This window comes from Kitasatospora sp. NPDC004745 (assembly GCF_042873275.1).
GTDB lineage: Bacteria > Actinomycetota > Actinomycetes > Streptomycetales > Streptomycetaceae > Kitasatospora.
Map to the genome: position 1 here is coordinate 54,398 of NZ_JBIALK010000022.1, position 20,183 is coordinate 74,580.

Genomic DNA, 20,183 nt, shown 5'->3' on the forward strand with positions numbered 1-20,183 from the left:
TGCCAATGGCTCGCCGGGTGCCAACGGTTCGCCGGGTGCCAATGGCTCGCCGGGTGCCAACGGTTCGCCGGGTGCCAATGGCTCGCCGGGTGCCAACGGTTCGCCGGGTGCCAATGGCTCGCCGGGTGCCAATGGCTCGCCGGGTGCCAACGGTTCGCCGGGTGCCAATGGTTCGCCCGGCCCGGCTGGCCCGGCTGGCCCGGCTGGCCCGGCAGGCCCTTCCGGTCCGGCAGGCCCGGCCGGTCCGCCCCAGTCTCCGGGCGGGCACGGTGGTCACGAACAGGGGGATCACGGGCACGGCCAAGGCGGTCACGACAACGTTCCGACCGGCCACGGCAACGGCAACGGCGGTCACGAGCAGGGTGATCAGGGGCACGGCCAAGGCGGTCACGGCAACGTTCCGGCCGACCACGGCAACGGCAACGGCGGTCATGAGCAGGGTGTGCCGGTCGTGCGTCCGCACGAGTCGGGACAAGCGCTCGCTGCCACCGGCTCCGGCAAGTCGATCGTCATGGCGGTCGGCTCGGCGGCCGCCGTCCTCCTGGGAGGTTCGATCCTCATCCTCGTCAAGCGCAGCGGACGAGCCGCAGCTCGGCGTCGGCACTAGCCCTCGCAGGGACGGTCGTCGAGCGTTCGGAGCGGGTCCACTTCCCACCGACGGACTGTGCATCGACTGACGGGCGCTGCTCCCCGAGGCCCACGGCCTTCGGGGGAGCAGCGCCCCGTCGCGTTCCGGTCCCAGCCGAGCCGGGCGCTCCGGTCCGTCGCACCGCCCCGGGCGGTCCGCCACCTCCCGGGGCGTTCTGTCGGGGCGGTCCCGTCGGGGCGCGCGGCCGCCGGTGGGCTCGCTCCGACGGGCGGGGGAACGCCTCGACCGGTTGCCCGGCCCGCGCGTGAGCGTCGGCGACGGCGTACGCGGTGCCCCGGCCGGGTCGGGGGACAGCGGCCGACCGGTGCCCGGTCGGGCCCGGGGGCGTCCTCGGGCCGGTGCGCGTCCCCGGCTCAGGGGACGTCGTCGGGGCTGGTGAAGGAGGGCGAGCTGTAGCCGGGCCCGGTGAAGTCGGGGGTGGTGAAGGCGGGGCGCGGGCCGGGGACGCCCGGGTCGCCGCTGCCGTCGGGGCCGGGGCTGGTGAACGAGGGGGAGCTGTAGCCGGGCCCGGTGAAGTCGGGGCTGCTGAACTCGGGCCGGACGCCGGGCCCGCCCGCGGCGGGGGCGGCGGGCACGGCCGGCAGGCCGGCGTGCAGGTAGGGCAGCAGGCCGCGGTCGCGCAGCGCGGTGCGCCACTCCCGGCGGGCGTCGGCGAGTTCGGCGGCGAGTTCCGGGTCGGTGCCGGCCGGGGCCGCTCCGGCGCCGTCCCGCACGGCGGTGAGGACCAGCCCGATGATGCCGACGGCCATCGCGGCGACGCCGGCGGCGAGGGCGATCCAGCCCGCGGTGAGCAGGGAGCGGGCGAGCACGAGCTCCGGGTCGGCGGCGCGGAGCAGGTAGCCGATCAGCAGCAGGACGAGGGCGGCGGCCCAGGCGAGGATCGGGGTGAGCACGGTGAGGACGGGGAAGAGCCCGGCGCCGCCGTCGGCGGAGCGCAGCTGGGTGAGCAGTCCGGGGGCGGTGGGCTCGGTGCCCTCGGGGACGGGCGGGGTGGCGCGCAGGTCGTCGCGCAGCCGGGTGTAGTGCGCGTACTCGGTGCCGGCGGCCGCGGCGATGGTGTCGGCGTCGCGCAGGGCACGGACGCGGAGCTGGTCGGTGGTGAGCGCGCCGGGGGCGCGCAGGGCGGTGAGGACGGTGCGGTCGCGCAGGGCTTCGGCGAGGAGGCGCTCGTATTCCGGGCGGTCCTCGGCGAGCAGTGGCGGGGGGTTGTTCATGGGGACCCCGTTCGTGCGGACCCCGTTCGCTCCGCCCCGGGGGCCGCGGGGGCCGTCCGGGACGCCGGAACGGGCGCGGAGGCGGGCCGCCGGACGGGCGGCCGGGTGTGGTGTGCCTCATGGTAGGGGCGGGCGCGGCCGTGCTGACAGTCGGTTTCCGGAATTTCGCGCCCCGGGCCGCGCGCACGCGGCGGCCCGGGCGCCGGGAACAGGTGTTCCCGGCGGGGCCCGGAAGCCTCCCGGCGGGGTGGTCAGTTGACGGGCAGTCGGGCGACGAGCAGGCGCCCTTCCATGGTGACGCCGCCGTCCATGGCCACCGCGAGGTCGTCCGCGTAGACGTAGGGTCCGGGGATGTGCGGGGGCTGGCCGTCGTCGGCGTGCACGGCGCCGGTGAGGTACGGGATGGGGCTGTGGCCGTGCACGATGCGGGTGCCGCCGTAGGTGTCGAGCAGCTCGTGGACGGCGGTCGGCCCGGCGTCGCCGCGGAAGGCGAAGCGCTTGGTGAAGCGGCGGAAGCAGTCCCACCACTCGTCGACGCCCTCGTCCGCGAGCAGGCTGTGGACGGCGTCGTTGACGTCGGGGATGGACTCGCCGTACTCCAGGTACGCGGTGGTGTCGGAGTGCAGCAGCAGGTGGCCGTCCTCCAGCGCGATGGCGGGGAGCCGGGAGAGCCAGCTGATGTGGTGCGCCTCGAGGCGTTCGAGGTCGTGCTGCTGGCCGCCGTTGAGGCGCCAGGCGGCGAGGAAGGAGGCCGTGCCGGCGGTGGACTGGACGGGTTCGTCGCCGTACCTGGCGGCGCCGAGGAAGAGCAGTTCGTGATTGCCCATCAGGGCGCGGCAGTAGCCGCCGGCGGCGGCGGCCTCGGCGGCGAGCTGCATGACGAGGTCGATGACGCCGATGCCGTCGGGGCCGCGGTCGGTGAAGTCGCCGAGGAACCAGATCCGGGAGCGGCCGGCGGACCAGTGGCCGTCGGCGTCGATGATGCCCTGGTGGCGCAGCTCGGCGCGGAGTTCCTCCAGGTAGCCGTGCACGTCGCCGACGACGTAGAGCGGGCCGGGGGGCTCGCCGGGGCCGGGGGCCGGGTACGGGTAGCTGGGGGCGGAGGGGTCGGGCAGCGGCGGGCCGAGCTCGATGGTCGGCGGGTCGTCGCGGCCGGGCAGCTGGAGGGCCGGGGAGGGCTGGTCGGGCAGGGTCGGCTCGTAGCCGGGGTGGTCCTGGTGGGCGAAGGCCTGGGCGTGTTCCTGGCCGTGCTCCTGGGCGTGCACGGTGTGGCCGTGGCCCTGTCCGTCGTCGGGCCAGTGCTGTTCCAGGTAGCGGGCGCCGCCGTAGCCGCTGTAGGTCTCCGCGTCGTACGGCGTGCCCGGGTAGCCGGTGGCCGGCTCCGGTTCGTAGTAGGTGCCGTACGGCAGCACGTCGAGGTCCGGCTGGTGGCGGGGGCCTGAGTCGGGGTGTTCAGGCCCGGGGAAGCGGTCCTCGGGTGTCATCCGCCCATCATAGGAAGACCACTCTCCCGGCGTCGTCACCTGGTGGGTATCCAATCCTCCGGAGCGTCAGCCGGGCCGCCCGCATGGTCCGTTTTGTCCCGGCTCGTTATGGTCTAGACCTCGCCCGGGGGCCGGGGCGGGCTGACCGTGGTGCGCGGGCTCCGGCGCTGGGAGGACGCGCGGACGATCAGCTCGGTCGGCATCAGGGTGCCCGGGGGCGGGCCCGTCCCGGCGGTGCGGAACCGCGGCGGGAAGAGCCGGGCGATGTCGACGCCGGTGCCGGAGTCGACACCCTCGATCGCGTCGATGAGCAGGTTGACGACGGTGGTGCCGATCCGGCGGGGCTTGAGCGAGAGCGTGGTGATGGGCGGCTCGGTGGCGGCGTAGACGTCGCTCTCGCTGCAGCAGACCAGCAGCAGGTCGTCCGGGACGCGCAGGCCGTAGCGGCGGGCGGCGGCGAGCAGGTCGGTGCCGTTGGGGTCGAACAGTCCGTAGACGGCGTCGGGCCGGTCGGGGCGGGCGAGCAGCCGGTCGGCGGCGACGGCGCCCGCGGCCGGGTCGTGCGCGGGGTACGCCTCGTAGACCGGCTCCTGGCCGACCTTGGCGCACCAGCCGAGGTAGGCCTCGGTGGAGAGCCGGGTGTAGGTGTCGGTGCTGGTGCCGGTGAGCAGGCCGATGCGGCGGGCGCCGGCCTCGGAGAGGTGGTCGAGGATGCCGAGGACGGCGGCCTCGTGGTCGTTGTCGACCCAGGCGGTGACCGGGCAGTTGCCGGGCTTGCCGTCGCTGACGACCGGGACGCCGGACCGGTACAGCTCGCTGACCAGCGGGTCCTGGTCGGGCGGGTCGATCACCACGGTGCCGTCGAGGGCGATGTTCCCCCAGACGTCGTGCCGGGAGGAGGCGGGCAGCACCACCAGCGCGTAGCCGCGGCCGAGCGCCGCGCTGGTGGCGGCCCGGGCCATCTCGGCGAAGTACGCGAACTCGGTGAAGGTGAAGGGTTCCTCGCCGTAGGTCGTGACGGTCAGGCCGATCAGGCCGGACCGCCCGGTGCGCAGGGTGCGGGCGGCCGCCGAGGGGCGGTAGCCGAGGCGCTCGGCGACCTCGCGCACCCGGCTGCGGGTCTCGTCGGGCAGGCGGCCCTTGCCGTTCAGCGCGTCGGAGACGGTGGTGATCGACACTCCGGCGGCTGCTGCCACATCCCGGATGCCGGCCCGCTCCAGACGCCGCGAGGTGGTGGGACGCCGACCGCTCTGGTTGGCTGCTGCTGTCATGGCGGACCGATCGTATGGCTCCTGACAAGGGTCTGTGACCGGCGCATCGGGAGCCCTTGGAGATACGTTTCTCCGCGAGTGAGCCGGGGTGCGCTCCTTCGATACCCGTACGAAACCAGCCGTCTTACCTCTGACATGTGCCAAAGGAACCCGGCAGAATGGCTGATCTGCGCCCATCGGCCGACCGGGCATCTCACCCCTACGGGTGAGCGCGGTCGGTATCGTTCAAGGCACCCGACCGGGGTGGTCCGGGCGCGTTCCGAGATCCCGGGGCACGGTGGCGATCCCACCGGTGACGGGCGAGCGCACCGGAGAGAGAAGAAGGAGTACGACCGTGAGCAGTGGTACGTCAGCGCAGGGCCCGCGGCTGCGGCCGACCCTCGACGGCATCCCCACCTACAAGCCCGGCAAGCCGGCCGGCGCCGACGCCTACAAGCTGTCCTCGAACGAGAACCCGTACCCGCCGCTGCCCGGCGTGCTGGAGGCGGCGGTCGCGGCGGCCGGCTCGTTCAACCGCTACCCCGACATGGCCGTCACCGGGCTGACCGAGGTGCTCGCCGAGCGCTTCGGCGTGCCCGCCGAGCACATCGCCACCGGCACCGGCTCGGTCGGCGTCGCCCAGTCGCTGATCCTCGCCACGGCCGGCCCCGGCGACGAGGTCATGTTCGCCTGGCGCTCCTTCGAGGCGTACCCGATCATCACCCAGGTGGCCGGCGCCACCCCCGTCCCGGTGCCCATCACCGAGTCCGGTGACCACGACCTGGACGCGATGCTCGCCGCGATCACCCCGAACACCCGGCTGATCTTCGTCTGCAACCCCAACAACCCCACCGGCAACGTGATCCACCGCGCCGAGCTGGAGCGCTTCCTGGACGCCGTCCCGTCCGACGTCCTGGTGGTCGTCGACGAGGCGTACATCGAGTTCATCCGCGACCCCGAGGTGCCCAACGGCATCGACCTCTACCGGGACCGCCCGAACGTCTGCGTGCTGCGCACCTTCTCCAAGGCCTACGGCCTCGCGGGCATGCGGGTCGGCTTCGCGATCGCGCACGAGCCGGTGGCGAACGCGCTGCGCAAGACCGCCGTCCCGTTCGGCGTCAACCAGCTCGCCCAGGACGCGGCGGTCGCCTCGGTGCGCGCCGAGGCCGCGCTGATGGAGCGGGTGGACACCCTGGTCGAGGAGCGCACCCGGGTGGTCGCCGGGCTGCGCGCCCAGGGCTGGGACATCCCGGACTCGCAGGCCAACTTCGTCTGGCTGGGGCTCGGCGAGCGCTCCCAGGAGTTCGCCGTCGCGTGCGCCGAGGCGGGCGTGATCGTCCGGCCGTTCCCGGAGGGCGTGCGGGTCTCCATCGGCGAGACCGAGGGCAACTCGATCTTCCTCTCGGTGGCGGAGGCGTTCCGCAAGGCGCTCTGAACCGACGCCGTCACCGGCCCGCGGCGCCTTCACCGGCCCCCGGGGCCGGCAGCGACCCGCAGGGGCGCACCGCACGCGGTGCGCCCCTGCGGCGTTCCCGCGGACCGCCGGCCCCGCCCCGCGCCACCGGGCCCCGGGAGCAGGCGGCGACGCTGCCGGATGGCTGGGGATCGCTGGGAGCCCGCTGGGAGTTCGGCCAACGACTGCCCACGCCGCGGCCAAGCGGGCCGCGTGATCCGGTCCTTGCGCCCGGAATGCCCGGATCCGGCCCACCAGTTTCCTCCCAGCCGGCGCCCAGGACTCCGCAAGAGCGCCCAGGAAAGCTGTCCGCCATGAAGGTGCTCCCGCGACGGCGAGGTGCCGTCCTCGTCAATTCCGCGCTCGGCGTGGCTCTGCTGGGCGGTGCCGCCCTGGTGTACGCCACCCTGAACGGCAACAGCAGCGCCGCCGCCGCCAAGGCCCCGGCCCGGACGGCCACCGTGTCCAAGGGAACGGTCCTGGCCACCGTGTCCGGAACCGGCACCCTGGTCTCGCCGACCGACGCGGCCCAGGACTTCGCCACCGGCGGCCGGCTCACCGCGGTCAAGGTCGCGATCGGGGACGCCGTGAAGAAGGGCCAGGTGCTCGCCACCGTCGACACCACGGCCGCCAAACAGCAGGTGGACGCCGCCCAGGCGGCCCTCACCACCGCCAACGCCAACCTCACCAAGGCCCAGGCCGGCGTCACCACCACGACCACCGTGCCGGTGACGCCCACCGCCGCGACCACCACGGCCCCGGCCGCCCCGGCCGGCGGCGGATCCGGCGGTTCCGGCGGCTCCGGCGAACGCGGGTCCGGATCCAACACCGTGCCCGCCCCGCAGACCACCACCGTCACCACCACCAAGGTCGACGACGCGGCCGTCGCCCAGGCGCAGCAGCAGGTCGCCACCGCGCAGACCAACCTCTCCAACGCCCAGGCCGCGCTGGCCGGCACCACCCTGACCGCCTCGGTGGACGGCACCGTCGCCGCCGTCTCGGCGAAGGTCGGCGACACCGTCGGCACCGGCGGCTCCAGCGGGTCCACCGCCGGCAGCTCCGGCTCGACGGCCAAGTCGAGCGGCAGCACCGCCTCGGGCGGCACGCCGAGCGGGTTCATCGTGCTGACCAACCCGACCGGGATGCAGGTCACCGCCAACTTCTCCGAGCTGGACTCGCTCAAGCTCAAGAAGGGCGAGGCGGCCACCGTCGCGCTGAACGCGCAGTCCGACACCAAGCTCAACGCGACCGTCCTGTCCGTCAGCTCGCTGCCCAGCAGCGGCTCCGGCAGCGCCGGCTCGTCGGCCGTCCAGTACGCCGCCACCCTGCAGATCACCGGCGACACCAGCACGCTGCGCACCGGCCTCAGCGCCACCGTCCAGGTGATCACCGGCGAGGCGGACAACGCGCTGTCGCTGCCCACCGCCGCGCTCTCCGGCACCGGCACCAGCCGCACCGCGACCGTGGTCCACCAGGACGCTTCCACCGAGCGGGTCTCCGTCGGCGTCGGCGTCGAGGGCGACACCACCGTCCAGGTCGTCTCCGGCCTGAAGGAGGGCGACCGGGTCGAGCTGCCCACCACCAGCGGCGGCAACGGCTTCCCGAACGCCTCCTTCCCGGGCGCCGGCGGCCAGGGCGGCCGCGGCGGCGCCGGTGCCGGTGTGGCGGGCGTCGGCGGCGGTGGCGGTACCGGCGGCGGCGGAGCCGGCCGGGGCGGCAGGGGCTGAGCATGCGTCACGTCATCGACAAGCGCGTCCCGGCGGCGCCGCCACCGGTCATCCAGCTGCGCAGCATCACCAAGGCGTACGGGCACGGCGACGCCGTCGTGCACGCCCTGCACGGCCCGGAGGACCCGGAGACCGGCGGCCCGCTCGGTGTCAGCCTCGACATCCACCAAGGCGACTACGTCGCCGTGATGGGCAGCTCCGGCTCCGGCAAGTCCACCATGATGAACATCCTCGGCTGCCTGGACGTCCCGACCGGCGGCCGGTACCTGCTGGACGGCATCGACGTCGGCCACCTCGACGAGGGCCAGCTCGCGTTGGTCCGCAACCGCAAGATCGGCTTCGTCTTCCAGTCCTTCAACCTGATCCCGCGCACCACCGCGCTCGCCCAGGTGGAGCTGCCGCTCGCCTACGCCGGCGTCCGGGCCGCCGAGCGGCGCCGCAGGGCGCTGGCCGCGCTCTCCCTGGTCGGCCTCGCCGAGCGCGCCGGGCACAAGCCCAACCAGCTCTCCGGCGGTCAGCAGCAGCGCGTGGCGGTCGCCCGGGCGCTGGTCACCGCGCCCGCGATGCTGCTCGCCGACGAACCCACCGGGAACCTGGACAGCCGCTCCACCGAGGAGGTCCTCGGCCTCGTCGACGCGCTGAACACCACCGGCCGCACCGTCGTCCTGATCACCCACGAGGACGAGGTCGCCCGGCACGCCAAGCGGGTGCTCCGGCTGGTCGACGGCCGGATCGTCAGCGACGTCCGGCAGGCCCCGGTGGACGGGCCGCCGCCGATGCTGCACGGAGTGGGGGTGCCGGCGTGATCCTCTGGCAGATGCTCCGCTTCGCCGTCGGCGGCCTGGGCGCCAACAAGGTGCGCTCGGCGCTCACCATGCTCGGGGTGCTGATCGGTGTCGCCTCCGTGATCCTGCTGCTGGCCGTCGGCAACGGCTCGTCGGTGGCGGTCAAGGAGTCGATCACCTCGCTCGGCACCAACTCGCTCACCGTCAGCTCCGGTTCGGCGGTCGGCGGGGCGCGCGGCGCCGCCGCCTCCGCGGTCAGGAAGCTCACCGTCGACGACGCCAAGGCGCTGGCCACCGACGCCGACGCCGCCGCCTCGATCAAGTCGGTCGCCCCCGTGGTGACCACCAGCGGCACCGCGCTGTACGGGGACATCTCGTACAGCCCCGGCTCGATCGTCGGCACCTACCCGGCGTACTTCGAGACCGCCAACCAGAAGGTCGCGCACGGCGAGTACTTCACGGACGACGACGTGCTCGGCTCGCGCAAGGTCGCGGTGCTCGGCGCCACCACCGCCAAGCAGCTGTTCGCGGGCGAGGACCCGGTCGGCAAGCGCATCGTCCTCGGCGGCACCCCGTTCACCGTGGTCGGCGTGCTGGCGGCCAAGGGCGGGACGGGCTTCACCGACCCGGACGACGTGGTCGTCGCCCCGCTGCCGACCGTGCAGAACGCCTTCACCGGCTTCGGCCCGGTCAGCCAGATCCTGGTGCAGGCCGCGTCCGCGGACAGCACCACCGCGGCCCAGTCCGAGATCACCCGGGTGCTGCTCGGCACCCACGCGATCACCGACCCGACCAAGGCCGACTTCCGGATCACCAGCCAGGCCTCACTGCTCACGGCCCGGGAGAGCACCACCAAGACCTTCACCGTGCTGCTCGGCGCGGTGGCGGCGATCTCGCTGCTCGTCGGCGGGATCGGGATCACCAACATCATGCTGGTGACGGTCACCGAGCGGACCAGGGAGATCGGCATCCGCAAGGCGCTCGGCGCCCCGCGGGCCGTCATCCTCGGACAGTTCCTGACCGAGTCCACCCTGTTGTCGGTGCTCGGCGCCGGCCTCGGAGTGGCCGCCGGCATCGCCGGCTCGCACTTCAGCATCGTCGGCATCAAGCCGGTGGTGATCCCCGAGTCCGTGCTCGGCGCGTTCGGCATCGCCGTCGCCATCGGGCTGTTCTTCGGCAGCTACCCCGCCAACCGGGCCGCGTCACTGCGGCCGATCGACGCCCTCCGGCACGAGTAGGGACCCCATGAGCAACGAGATCGCCACGGTGACCAGCAGCCCGGCCGAGCAGGTCGCCCTGCTCGCCACCCCGCCGGACGCCCGCGACGTCACCGCCGAGCTGGCCGCGCCGCCGCGCCGCAAGCTGCCCTGGCTGAGCCTGCTGCTGGCCGGCGGCGTGATCGCCAGCGGCGCCTTCGCGGGCGGGGTCTGGTACCAGCAGAACAACGGGACGACGAAGGGCTCGTCGCCGCGCGCCGCGGCGGCGGCCGGTGCGGCGGCCGGCGCCGCCGGGCAGCAGCGCGGGGCCGGTGCCGCGGGCGGCGGATACGGCCAGAACGGCCAGAACGCCGGCGGGCAGAACGGCGGCCGGCGGAGCGGCCAGGGCGGAGCCGCCGGCGGCCAGGGGCAGGGCCAGGGCGGGCAGGCGGGCTTCACCCGCGGCACGGTCAAGGCCGTCGACGGCACCACCGTCTACCTCACCGACGCCAACGGCAACACCGTCAAGATCACCACCGGCGACGCGACGAAGGTCCAGCTCAACAAGGAGGGCAAGGTCGCCGACCTGCTCCCCGGCCAGAGCGTGACCGTCGTCGGCACCCCCGACGCCAACGGTGGCTACACGGCCAGTCAGCTCGTCGAGGGCGCGGCCGGCGCCGCCGGAGGAGCCGGCGGCGGGTTCGGCGGCTTCGGCGGAGGCGGCGCGGGAGGGGGCAACCGGAACCCGTCCGGCGGCTGACCCGGCAGGCCGGACGACCGCGAGGCCCTCGCCCTTCCGGGGCGGGGGCCTCGACGCGTCCTCAGAGCAGCCCGTCCCGGTCGTCGTCCGGCCGCGGCAGCCGCAGCGTGGCGAGGACGCCGAGTGCCACGGTGGCGATCGCGAGCAGGAGGAGGACGGCGAGGACGGCGCCGACGAGGAGGTCCACCCCTCGGAGGTGGTTCACGCGGCGCGGTCCAGCTCGTACCAGACGCTCTTGCCGCGCTTCTGCGGGTCCACGCCCCAGCGGTGCGTCAGGCCCTCGACGAGCTGGAGGCCCCGGCCGGTCTCGGCGAGACCGGCCGGGGTCCTGGGCTGGGGGAGCGCGTCGCTCTCGTCGGAGACGACGACCCTGAGGGTGCCGCCGAGCAGCGAGAAGAGGACGACCGGAGCGGTGGTGGCCCCGTGCCGCCAGGCGTTCACGATCAGCTCGGCGAGGGCGAGTTCGGCGGCGAGGACGGTCTCGGAGTCCCAGCCCGATCGGGCGAGGGCGTCCCGCAGGGCCTGCCGGGCGAGGGTGAGGGAGGGGGAGTTACGGGTGCACACGGGAACCTCCGGGAGAGGAGAGGAGAGGAGAGGGGATGCGGTGGGGATGTCGCCGTGAGCCAGGCCAGGACGTCGGCTGGTTGCTCTTCGGTGCGCGGGCAGCACGCGCCTACTGCCAGGTGGATAGGCATCTCTGACGATCCGTCGGATCGCTCTGAAAACGACGATAGCGCAGCCCGCCACAGATTTGTGGCGAGCCGCGGGAAGTTCCTCCGATCGTGGCTGCTGCGCTGAGGCAGACTGGTCCCATGGCCCTTCGACCGAACCCGACCCTCCGTCAGCTGCGGCTGGGTGCCGAACTTCGCAGGATGCGGGAACAGGCAGGCCTCGGCGGTAGCCAGCTCGCCCGTGCGCTGGGCATCAACCCGGCGCATGTGACGCAGATGGAGAGCGGAAGGACCGGTGTGAGCGTCGAACGCCTCCGGACGATCGCCGCCCTGTGCATGTGCGTCAACGAGCCCCTGATCGACGCACTCGCCGACATCATCACGGACCGCGACAAGGGCGGCTGGTGGGAGGAGTACCGCGGGCGACTCGCCCAGGACTTCCTCGAAATCGCCGAGATCGAAGGCCGGGCGCACGGGCTCTCCACGTACACCATGGCGTTCATCCCCGGATTGCTGCAGACCACGGCCTACGCCTCGGCCGTGTTCGCCCGGAGCGTCCCATCGTTGCCTCAGCACGAGGTCGACCTCCGAACCTCCTTCCGCATGCAGCGGCAGAAGATCGTCCGATCCGGCGAAGTGCCCTACGCCGCGTACATCCACGAGGCGGCGCTGCGGATGCAGTTCAGCGGGGCGCGGGTCCAGGCCGAACAACTCGGCGCGCTCATCGAATCCTCCGAGCGGGCGAACAACTCGGTCCGGGTCGTGCTGTTCGACGTGGACACGCTTCCGCTCACCCACGAGAACTTCACGTACGTCGAAGGCCCGATTCCGGAGCTCGACACCGCACAGATGGACTCGGGAGTCGGCAACGTCCTCTTCGACGCACCGGCCCACACCGCCCGCTTCCGGTCACTGCTCGCCCGGATCGACTCGGCGGCCCTCTCGGAGGACGAGTCCCGGGACTTCATCCGATCCATCAAGAAGGACATGGAAAGCCGATATGCCTAACATGCGCTGGCAGAAGTCCAGTTACTCCGGTGCCAACTCCGAGTGCGTCGAGGTGTGCTCCGTCGACGATCTGATCGCACTCCGCGAGTCCGACGACGGCGGCGTCGTCATCCACACCACCCGGGCCCGCTTCGCCGCCCTCCTCCGGGCCGCGAAGGCCGGCGAGTACGACCGCCGCCCCTGACCTCCGGTAGCCGCGCGGGAAGTCGGATGGGCCGACTTCCCGCGCGGTGGGTCGTCGACCTGCAGATCGCGGGTGGCACAGGTCACACCGGAGGGATGTCACGGACGGCCGGGCTGTCCTGTCCAAGTGGTCGACAGCGCACGACGACACCAGGGAGCACATCGTGGAAGCCCGACTGAACCCCTTCGCCAGCCCGCTGCTGGGCAAGGTCTACAAGCACCTCATCGCCGCGAACGCCGTGCTCGCGGAGTCGACCCTGCCGCTCGCCACCCAGGAGCTGGTGAAGCTGCGCGCCAGCCAGATCAACGGCTGCGGATTCTGCGTCGACATGCACTTCAAGGACGCCGTGCACGCGGGCGAGGAGGCGACCCGGCTGAACCTGGTCGCGGCCTGGCGCGAGGCGACCGTCTTCACCGAGGCCGAGCGCGCGGCGCTGGAGATCGCCGAACAGGGCACCCGCCTCGCGGACGGCACCGCCGGGGTCACCGACGAGGCGTGGGCGAACGCCGCCGAGCACTACGACGAGGAGCAGCTGGCGGCCCTGGTCGGCGTCCTCGCGGTGATCAACGCCTTCAACCGCGGCAACGTGGCCCTGCGGATGCCGGCAGGCAGCTACCGGCCCGGCCAGTTCGCCTGAGCACGCCCGGCCGGACGGGCCGGACCGGGACCGGGGGTTCCGGGAACGCCGTGGGAGGCGTTTCCGGAGCCCCCGTCCCGTGCGCACACCATCAAAGCTGCCCTTGAGGGGTTTCCCGTCCAAAAACCGACCGATAAGGTGTTAATCCAACATTCATCGATGCCGCATAGCCTCCTCGGGCTAGCCTCATGCTGAACGCCATCGTCCGACCGGGAGGCGAAACCCCCGTGCAAGGCACTGTCACCACACCAGGCGGCTCCGCGGTGGCCGGCGGCCCGGGCGAGGCCTTCCTGCTCGTCGTCGACGACGAACCCAACATCCGCGAGCTGCTCGCCGCCTCGCTGCGGTTCTCCGGGTTCCGGGTCGCCTCCGCCGCCAGCGGCACCGAAGCCCTCGACCTGATCGCCGTCGAACGCCCCGACCTCGTCGTCCTCGACGTGATGCTCCCCGACCTCGACGGCTTCACCGTCGTCGAGAAGCTGCGCGAGCGCACCAGCCGCGGCCAGATAGCCGGCCCGGTCCACGGCCACCCCGGCGACCACCTCCCGGTGCTCTTCCTCACCGCCAAGGACGGCGTCGGCGACAAGGTCCAGGGCCTCGCCGCGGGCGCCGACGACTACGTGACGAAGCCGTTCAGCCTGGAGGAGCTGATCGCCCGGATCCGCGCCATCCTGCGGCGCTCCGGCGGACCGGCCGAGGACGGCCGGCTGATCGTCGCCGACCTCAGCCTCGACCCGGTCGCCCACGAGGTCACCCGCGGCGGCACGCCCGTCGCGCTCTCGCCGACCGAGTTCAAGCTGCTGCACTACCTGATGGCCAACGTCGGCCGGGTCGTCTCCAAGGCGCAGATCCTCGACCACGTGTGGGCCTACGACTTCGGCGGCGACCTCTCGATCGTCGAGTCCTACATCTCCTACCTGCGCCGCAAGCTCGACTCCGGCCCGGCGCACGGCCCCAAGCTGATCCACACCGTGCGCGGCATCGGCTACGCGCTGCGTCGCCCCCCGCAGGGCTGAGCGGACCGACCGGTGTTCGCCCGCTTCTCCTCCCGGCTGTCCCTGCGCGCCCGGCTGCTCGTGCTCGCGCTCGGGCTGGTCACCACCGGTCTCGCGGTCAGCGACACCGTCGTGCTCGGCACCGTCCGGATGCAGCTGGTCGAACAACTCGACCAGCAGCTTCAGCGGTTCGGACAGCCGCTGTCGCACCGGACCCCGGCCCGGCCCGGTACCGGGGATCCCGCCCGGCCCGCCTCCGGCCGGCGCAGCATGCTGCCCAGCCAGTACCTCGTCCAGTTCCTCTCCTCGGACGGCAAGGTGCAGGCCGTGATGCGCCAGCCCGTCTCCGACAGCGACCCGGCACCCCAGCTCGCCGGGCTCGACCCCACCCGGACCGCGCCGGACGCCCCCTTCGACCTGCCCGACCAGCGCGGCCACCGCAGCTGGCGGGTGCTCGTCCTGCCGCTCCAGGGCCCGCGCAGCAGCACCGGCCCCAGCGCGTACGCCTCGCCCGCGGTCACCCCCACCTACGTGATGGTCGCCGTCTCGCGCGAGGACATCGACGCCACCATCGGTAAGCTGCGCACCTCCTTCCTGGCGATCGGCGGCGCCGTCCTGGTGCTGATCGCCGCGCTCGGCCTGTTCGCCGTCCGGGCCGGACTGCGGCCGCTGCGGCGGATCGAGGCGGGGGCCGAGCGGATCGCCGCCGGGGAGCTCTCCCACCGGATGCCGGAGCTCTCGCCCGGCACCGAGGTCGGGCGGCTGTCCATCGCGCTCAACGGCATGCTCACCCAGATCGAGGCCGCCTTCGCCGCCCGCGCCGAGTCCGAGGCCCGGATGCGGCGGTTCGTCGCCGACGCCTCGCACGAACTGCGCACCCCGCTGGCCGGCATCCGGGGCTTCACCGAGCTGTACCGGATGGGCGCGCTGCCCACCGAGTCGGACGTCCGGCGGACGATGTCCAGGATCGAGAGCGAGGCCGTCCGGATGGGCGCGCTGGTCGAGGACCTGCTGGTGCTCGCCCGGGTCGACGAGGAACGGCCGCTCGACCTCGCCCCGATGGACCTGCGCACCCTCGCCGCGGACGCCCTGCACGACCTCACCGCCCTCGACCCGACCCGCCCGGTCGCGCTCACCGGCCCGTCCGGCGCGGGCTCCCCCGGTGCGGCGCCCGTCCTCGGGGACGAGGCCCGGCTCCGCCAGGTGGTCACCAACCTGGTCGGCAACGCCGTCAAGCACACCCCGCCCGGCACCCCGGTCCGGATCGGCGTCGGCGGAACGGGCGGCGTCTGCCTGCTGGAGGTCGCCGACGCCGGGCCGGGGCTCACCGAGGAGCAGGCGCAGCAGGTCTTCGACCGCTTCTACCGCGTCGACGCCTCGCGCAGCAGGCACGACGGCGGCGGCGCCGGCCTCGGCCTCGCCATCGCCACCGCGCTCACCCGCGCGCACGGCGGCACCCTCAGCCTGGACACGACCCCGGGCGCGGGCGCCACCTTCCGGGTCGAACTGCCGACCATCCGGGACCGGGTCTCCTGAGCGCCTCCTGAGGCCTTTCCGTCCGGCCCGGCGGAATTGTCGACTCGTCAATTCCCCTGTCGAGCAAGCAGTCGGAAAGCCCTTTTCATTGCCGGAAATCGGCATGGAGGGCGGAGATTCCGTGTGCCTATGATCAGCGGCGCCGGGTTGTCGATCATCGCCCGGGCCACGGATTCCGCCCCCTCGCCGACCCGAAAGGGGTCCTCGTGACCATCCGCCGCACACTGGTCTCGGCCGCGCTCGTCGCCGCCGTGATCTCGCCCGCAGCCGTGCTGTCCGCGGCGCCCGCCTTCGCCGCGCCGGCCGCCGCGGCGCAGACCCGCGCCGACGCCGGCACGATCGCCGAACTGGAGCAGGCCGCCGCCGACGCGGCCGCGGCCCACCGGGCCGCCGTCGCCGCCGAGGCCGACGCGCAGGCCAAGGCCCAGGCCTTCCTGGCGGACCCGCAGCCCTACCTGGGCACGTTCCAGCAGGCCAAGGAGACCGCGAAGACGGCCGCCGCGGCCAAGGAGGCCACCGACAAGGCGGTCCACGAGGCCATGACCGCCTACGGGGCGTCGACCGAGGAGGAGCGGCCCGCGGCCAGGGAGCGCCTGCTGAAGGCGATGGACGCCGCCAACGCCGCCATCCGCGCGGACACCGAGGCCAAGGCCGCGGTGACCGCTGCCGGCACGGCCCTGGACGACGCCAAGGTCGAGGCGTTCCGGAAGATCGGTACCGCGCAGGCGGCCACCAAGGCCGCGGCCGCCGCCGAGGCCGCCGCGGACAAGGCGCTCGCCGACGCGCGTGCGGCTGCCGAGAAGCCGGCGGAGAAGCCGGTCGAGAAGCCGGTGGACCAGCCCGTGGAGAAGCCCGTCGAGCAGCCGGCCCAGCAGCCCGCCGCCGTCACTCCGGCCTCGGACACCGTCGCCGCGGCGGCGACCACCGGCGGCGGCACCACCGCGACGACCGCCTCGACCGCCGCGAACACGTCGACCGCCACGAACACCTCGACCACCTCGAACCGGTCGACCACCGCCTCGACCACCTCGACCACCGTGCCCACGGCGTCGACCGCCACCACCGGGACGGCCGCCACCGGCTCGACCGCCGAGCTGGCGGAGACGGGTGCCACCCCGGCCACCCCGTACCTGGCCCTGGGCTCCGGCCTCACCCTCGGACTCGGCGCCGCCGCCCTGTACGTCTCCCGCCGCCGGCCGGCCCGCTCCTCCTGATCCACCCGGTCCGCGCCCGCTCGGGAGGAGGACGCGGACCGACGGCACCCCGAACCGCAGGGCAGGCCCTCCCGCCTGCCCTGCGGTTCCGCGTCTGCGGCCCCGAAACGCCCCGATCGGGTGAACCCCCGCCGTTCACCCGCCCGGCCCCTCGGTCGTGTGCGACCGTGCAGCCGTTGCTTGTGCGGGCCCGTACGAGCTGATCGGACCGGACGGGAGAGAGAGGTGTCCCCATGAGCGCGCTCGTTGCCGAGAGGACCGTCGTGAACCTGGACCAGCAGCTGTGGCAGGTATGGAACTCCATGGATCTGCCCGACGGCTTCCGTGCGGAGATCATCGAGGGGACGATCACGGTGTCACCCACCGGCAGCAGCCGCGTTTTCGACGTCGACAACCGGCTCCTGGAGGACCTGTTCGTCCACCTGCGCGGCGGTGACTGGAGGCCCGGGAACGACTGCAACGTCATCGACGGGCTCAAGGTGCTCATTCCCGACGTGTTCGTCGCCCGGCGGGACATCGAGGAGATCGACCACCCGGAGGGCAAGGGTCTCCTCGCCTCCGGTGTCGCCCTCGTCGTCGAGACGGTCTCTCCGGGCGCCGAGAACCGCCGGCGCGACCACGTCCTCAAGCGCCACGCCTATGCCGCCGCCGGCATCCCGGTGTACGTGATCGTCGACGACTACGACGACGGCGGTGCGGTGACCGTCCTCACCGGGCCCGATCCCGAGGGGCGGGCCTACGCCTCCTCCAGCCGGGTCCCGTACGGGCAGGAGGCCGTGGTCCCGGAGGGGCCGGCCAAGGGCTTCGTGATCGGTCCGGAGATCACGGGGGAGCGTCGTGGCTGAGCGCGGGGCGTCCTTCCGGCGGGACCTCTCCGAATGGCGGATCGCCCTGGTGGCCTGGCGGCTGCTGGTGCTGCAGGCGGCGCATCCGGTGGTGGGGGCCGGCATGGCCGAGCACTCCACGTACCAGGCGCACCCCTGGCGGCGGGTGGAGCACACCCTGGGCAGCGGGCGGCGGCTGTTCTACCAGGACGCCGATGCGCTGCGGCGGGAGGTCGCGCGGCTGGACCGGGCGCACAAGCGGATCCGCGGGACGGCGCCGGACGGGCGCCCGTACGACGCCGGGGACGCGGCGACCAGGGCGTGGGTGCTGCTGACGCTCTTCGAGTGCGTGGTCGCCATGCGCCGCCTCGGCGGGGACCCGTACGACGCCGGGCAACTGGAGCTGGTGTACGCGGAGTTCACCGACGCGGTGGCGGCCTTCGGCCTCCCGGAGGGCGAGCTGCCGGGGACGGCCGCGGAGCTGCCCGGCTACTTCGCCCGGGTGGCCCGCGAGCTGGAGTTCAACGAGGCGACCCGCTACCTCCTGAACGACATCCTGCGCGGGGCGCCGCGGCCGCGCCGGCTCCGGTTCCTCGGGGACGCCGGGTGGCGAGCGGTGCGCGGGGTGGTGGCCCGGGCGGTCACCGCACTGACGGTGGCCGACCTGCCGCCGGTGGTGCGGGAGCGGTTCGGGCTGGTCCGGACCCGCCGGGCGGCGCTGCTCTCCTGGCTGTTGCACCGGGGCGCCGGCGCCGTCGTCCCGCTGCTGCCGGACGGGCTGCGCTTCCGCTCCCCGGACGAGCAGCGGGTGCCGCCGCGGTGGCGCCCACCCCGGCAGGACGCCCGCGGGCCGCGGCTGGACCGGTTCTTCCGCGAGGTGCTGGACCAGACCGGGGACGGTTTCATCACCGTGCACGACCTGCGGGCGATGGCGCACAACGTCTGCTGGCAGCTGGAGTTGGACGACGAGGGTGAGGCCCGGGTGTACCGGGCCTTCGACGGCTGGTGGGAGCAGCTGCGCTCGGCGATGGACGCGAACGGCGACGGCAGGGTCAGCCGGGAGGAGTTCGTGGCGGCCACCGTCGCGGGCTGCGACCGGGACCCGGCCTACCTGGAGCAGGGGCTGCTGCCCGCGCTGCGGGCGGTGTTCGCCGCCGCGGACACCGACGGCAGCGGCTTCCTGGAGGCGGACGAGTACCGGGTGGTGTTCGGCGGTCCGCGCGTGCATCCGGCCGAGCTGTCGCACGGCTTCCGTCAGCTGGACGCGGACGGGGACGGCCGGATCACCCGGGAGGAGTTCCTGCACGGCTTCACCGAGTTCTTCACGGCCCGCGCCGACTCCACCCCGGGCACCCAACTCCTGGGCCGCCCTTAGGGCGTGTCGAGCGGACCCCGGTCCGGGAGGGCGTCCTCCCGGAGCGCCGCCGCGGTGTCGGCGGCCAGGGCGCCGGCCGCCGTGAGGGTGGCGGCCAGCGCCGCCGGGTCGGCGCCGGGGGCGGCGAGCAGGGCCGCGGCGCGGTCGCGGAACCAGGGCGGGGTGGCGGCGAGGGCGCCCTTCTCGTTCAGGCACCAGCGCCGGTCGTGCGCGTGCAGCGCCTGGACCAGGACGCCGACGGCGCGGGAGAGGCAGAGCGAGACGTGCAGGACGTCCCCGCGGGCCGCGCCCTTCCCGGCGGACGCGACGAGGAACCCGGCCTCCCAGGCGGCTCCGACGAGCGCGGTGCGCAGCGCCTCGGGGTAGTGCGCCATCGCGGCCCGCAGGGCGGTGAGTTCGCCGCGCGGGTCGGCGAGCACCTGCCCGAGGGCGAGCTCCCCGGCGTAGCAGGGGGACCAGAAACCGAGGGGGTGTCCGGCCTGGACGCCGACCTCGTAGCGGCCCTCGCGGCAGTCGGCCCAGACCCGTTCGACCCGGTCGAGGTCGCGCAGGATCCAGTCGACGGCGGTGCCGTCCACGGTGAGCCAGGCGCCGCCGTTCACCCAGGGCCCCCACTCGCCGGGCCCGGCCACCTCGACGTCCGGACCGGCGAGGGTGCGCAGGGCGGCGAGGTCGGGGGTGCCCCGGTAGTAGACGCCGAGGTCCCAGTCGGAGTCGGGCCGGTGCGCGCCGCGGGCCCGGCTGCCGCCGAGCGTCACGCCGACCACGCCGGGGATGCGGGCGAGCCGTTCGGCGGTGTCGGTGATCGTCGTCAGCATCGGGCCGAGTCTGGCACGGCGGGAAACCCGTTCGCCGGGATTTTCCGTCCGTCGTACGGTCGTGGCATGGACGCGCGTGCGAGGGTGCTCTCGCCCGCGCCGTCCGGTCCGGCGCGGGCACCGCGCTGTCAAGCGCCGGATCGGCCAAGACCGCGCCGGCATCTGCCCGGGCGTTCGTTGTCGCCGCCGCGGGCGTGTCCGCAGACTGTGCGCACCGCCACGCTCCACCACGCACGGTATCGCCGGTCCGAACCCCACCCCGCCTGCGATTCATCCGTAAGCATGATGGATACTGCTCCTTGTGAACGTGTTCACGTTCACAAGCGGGCAAGCTTGCGTGGCCGGATACCGGTCTGCAGCTATAGATGAAGTTTGTCCGAAACGCGCCCCGCGGGGCAGGTTG

General features: G+C 73.8%; 19 protein-coding genes and 1 pseudogene. 14 read left to right on the plus strand and 6 right to left on the minus strand.

The features are described from left to right. Positions 1-607 (plus strand): annotated as a pseudogene (locus ACFYUY_RS29285) (hypothetical protein); the annotation flags it as partial. A gap of 395 nt (positions 608-1,002) precedes the next feature. Here ACFYUY_RS29285 and ACFYUY_RS29290 read toward each other — a convergent pair. The 3 genes from ACFYUY_RS29290 to ACFYUY_RS29300 all read right to left on the minus strand — a co-directional run bounded on the left by ACFYUY_RS29290 (position 1,003) and on the right by ACFYUY_RS29300 (position 4,618). Beyond that, the gene (locus tag ACFYUY_RS29290) at positions 1,003-1,863 is read right to left on the minus strand and encodes a hypothetical protein (RefSeq protein WP_360211976.1); all 861 of its coding nucleotides are present in this window, start codon (positions 1,861-1,863) and stop codon (positions 1,003-1,005) included. 251 nt (positions 1,864-2,114) lie between these two features. Further along, positions 2,115-3,347, minus strand: coding sequence for a metallophosphoesterase (locus ACFYUY_RS29295; protein ID WP_360211974.1), 1,233 nt, complete (start codon positions 3,345-3,347; stop codon positions 2,115-2,117). A 113-nt stretch (positions 3,348-3,460) separates the two neighbouring features. Continuing rightward, positions 3,461-4,618 carry a LacI family DNA-binding transcriptional regulator gene (locus ACFYUY_RS29300; protein ID WP_078859964.1) on the minus strand — a complete coding sequence of 386 codons (1,158 nt, stop codon included), beginning with the start codon at positions 4,616-4,618 and terminating at the stop codon, positions 3,461-3,463. A gap of 334 nt (positions 4,619-4,952) precedes the next feature. Here ACFYUY_RS29300 and hisC point away from each other — a divergent pair, with 334 nt between their 5' ends. The 5 genes from hisC (at position 4,953) to ACFYUY_RS29325 (ending at position 10,518) form a co-directional block, all read left to right on the plus strand. Then, the gene (hisC, locus tag ACFYUY_RS29305) at positions 4,953-6,032 is read left to right on the plus strand and encodes a histidinol-phosphate transaminase (protein ID WP_360211972.1); all 1,080 of its coding nucleotides are present in this window, start codon (positions 4,953-4,955) and stop codon (positions 6,030-6,032) included. 332 nt (positions 6,033-6,364) lie between these two features. After that, complete coding sequence (locus ACFYUY_RS29310; protein WP_387905063.1) at positions 6,365-7,777, plus strand: efflux RND transporter periplasmic adaptor subunit; 1,413 nt, start codon at positions 6,365-6,367, stop codon at positions 7,775-7,777. A gap of 2 nt (positions 7,778-7,779) precedes the next feature. Further along, complete coding sequence (locus tag ACFYUY_RS29315; protein WP_360211968.1) at positions 7,780-8,583, plus strand: ABC transporter ATP-binding protein; 804 nt, start codon at positions 7,780-7,782, stop codon at positions 8,581-8,583. Continuing rightward, a complete protein-coding gene (locus tag ACFYUY_RS29320; protein WP_387905066.1) occupies positions 8,580-9,800 on the plus strand; it encodes an ABC transporter permease in 1,221 nt (406 codons plus the stop codon). Before ACFYUY_RS29315 ends, ACFYUY_RS29320 begins: the two co-directional genes overlap by 4 nt. Before the next feature lie 7 nt (positions 9,801-9,807). Beyond that, on the plus strand, positions 9,808-10,518 hold the full coding sequence (locus tag ACFYUY_RS29325; protein WP_360211964.1) for a hypothetical protein: 711 nt from the start codon (positions 9,808-9,810) through the stop codon (positions 10,516-10,518). Positions 10,519-10,579: 61 nt separating this feature from the next. On the opposite strand, the gene ACFYUY_RS29330 is transcribed toward ACFYUY_RS29325, so the two are convergent. Next, a complete protein-coding gene (locus ACFYUY_RS29330) occupies positions 10,580-10,723 on the minus strand; it encodes a hypothetical protein (protein WP_360211962.1) in 144 nt (47 codons plus the stop codon). Further along, positions 10,720-11,082, minus strand: a complete 363-nt coding sequence (locus tag ACFYUY_RS29335; protein WP_360211960.1) for an ATP-binding protein — start codon at positions 11,080-11,082, stop codon at positions 10,720-10,722. Before ACFYUY_RS29335 ends, ACFYUY_RS29330 begins: the two co-directional genes overlap by 4 nt. Positions 11,083-11,330: 248 nt before the next feature. Between ACFYUY_RS29335 and ACFYUY_RS29340 the strand changes: the two genes are divergently transcribed. From ACFYUY_RS29340 to ACFYUY_RS29375, 8 genes are all read left to right on the plus strand, one after another. Further along, complete coding sequence (locus ACFYUY_RS29340) at positions 11,331-12,197, plus strand: helix-turn-helix domain-containing protein (RefSeq protein ID WP_387905071.1); 867 nt, start codon at positions 11,331-11,333, stop codon at positions 12,195-12,197. After that, positions 12,190-12,381: a DUF397 domain-containing protein gene (locus tag ACFYUY_RS29345; protein ID WP_387905073.1), complete on the plus strand. Its 192-nt coding sequence runs from the start codon at positions 12,190-12,192 to the stop codon at positions 12,379-12,381. The genes ACFYUY_RS29340 and ACFYUY_RS29345 overlap by 8 nt, the downstream gene beginning before the upstream one ends. Before the next feature lie 163 nt (positions 12,382-12,544). Next, positions 12,545-13,018, plus strand: coding sequence for a carboxymuconolactone decarboxylase family protein (locus tag ACFYUY_RS29350; protein WP_360211954.1), 474 nt, complete (start codon positions 12,545-12,547; stop codon positions 13,016-13,018). A gap of 188 nt (positions 13,019-13,206) precedes the next feature. After that, the gene (locus ACFYUY_RS29355; protein WP_387905076.1) at positions 13,207-14,034 is read left to right on the plus strand and encodes a response regulator transcription factor; all 828 of its coding nucleotides are present in this window, start codon (positions 13,207-13,209) and stop codon (positions 14,032-14,034) included. 12 nt (positions 14,035-14,046) lie between these two features. After that, positions 14,047-15,549 (plus strand): sensor histidine kinase, encoded by a 1,503-nt coding sequence (locus tag ACFYUY_RS29360; protein WP_387905079.1) that lies wholly within the window; start codon positions 14,047-14,049, stop codon positions 15,547-15,549. Between the two features lie 206 nt (positions 15,550-15,755). Continuing rightward, positions 15,756-16,763 carry an LAETG motif-containing sortase-dependent surface protein gene (locus tag ACFYUY_RS29365; protein ID WP_387905082.1) on the plus strand — a complete coding sequence of 336 codons (1,008 nt, stop codon included), beginning with the start codon at positions 15,756-15,758 and terminating at the stop codon, positions 16,761-16,763. A gap of 233 nt (positions 16,764-16,996) precedes the next feature. After that, positions 16,997-17,608, plus strand: a complete 612-nt coding sequence (locus ACFYUY_RS29370) for a Uma2 family endonuclease (protein WP_387905084.1) — start codon at positions 16,997-16,999, stop codon at positions 17,606-17,608. After that, positions 17,601-18,962 carry an EF-hand domain-containing protein gene (locus ACFYUY_RS29375; RefSeq protein WP_360211944.1) on the plus strand — a complete coding sequence of 454 codons (1,362 nt, stop codon included), beginning with the start codon at positions 17,601-17,603 and terminating at the stop codon, positions 18,960-18,962. Before ACFYUY_RS29370 ends, ACFYUY_RS29375 begins: the two co-directional genes overlap by 8 nt. On the opposite strand, the gene ACFYUY_RS29380 is transcribed toward ACFYUY_RS29375, so the two are convergent. Beyond that, complete coding sequence (locus ACFYUY_RS29380) at positions 18,959-19,780, minus strand: DUF4037 domain-containing protein (RefSeq protein WP_387905086.1); 822 nt, start codon at positions 19,778-19,780, stop codon at positions 18,959-18,961. The genes ACFYUY_RS29375 and ACFYUY_RS29380 overlap by 4 nt on opposite strands. Positions 19,781-20,183: the final 403 nt, after the last annotated feature.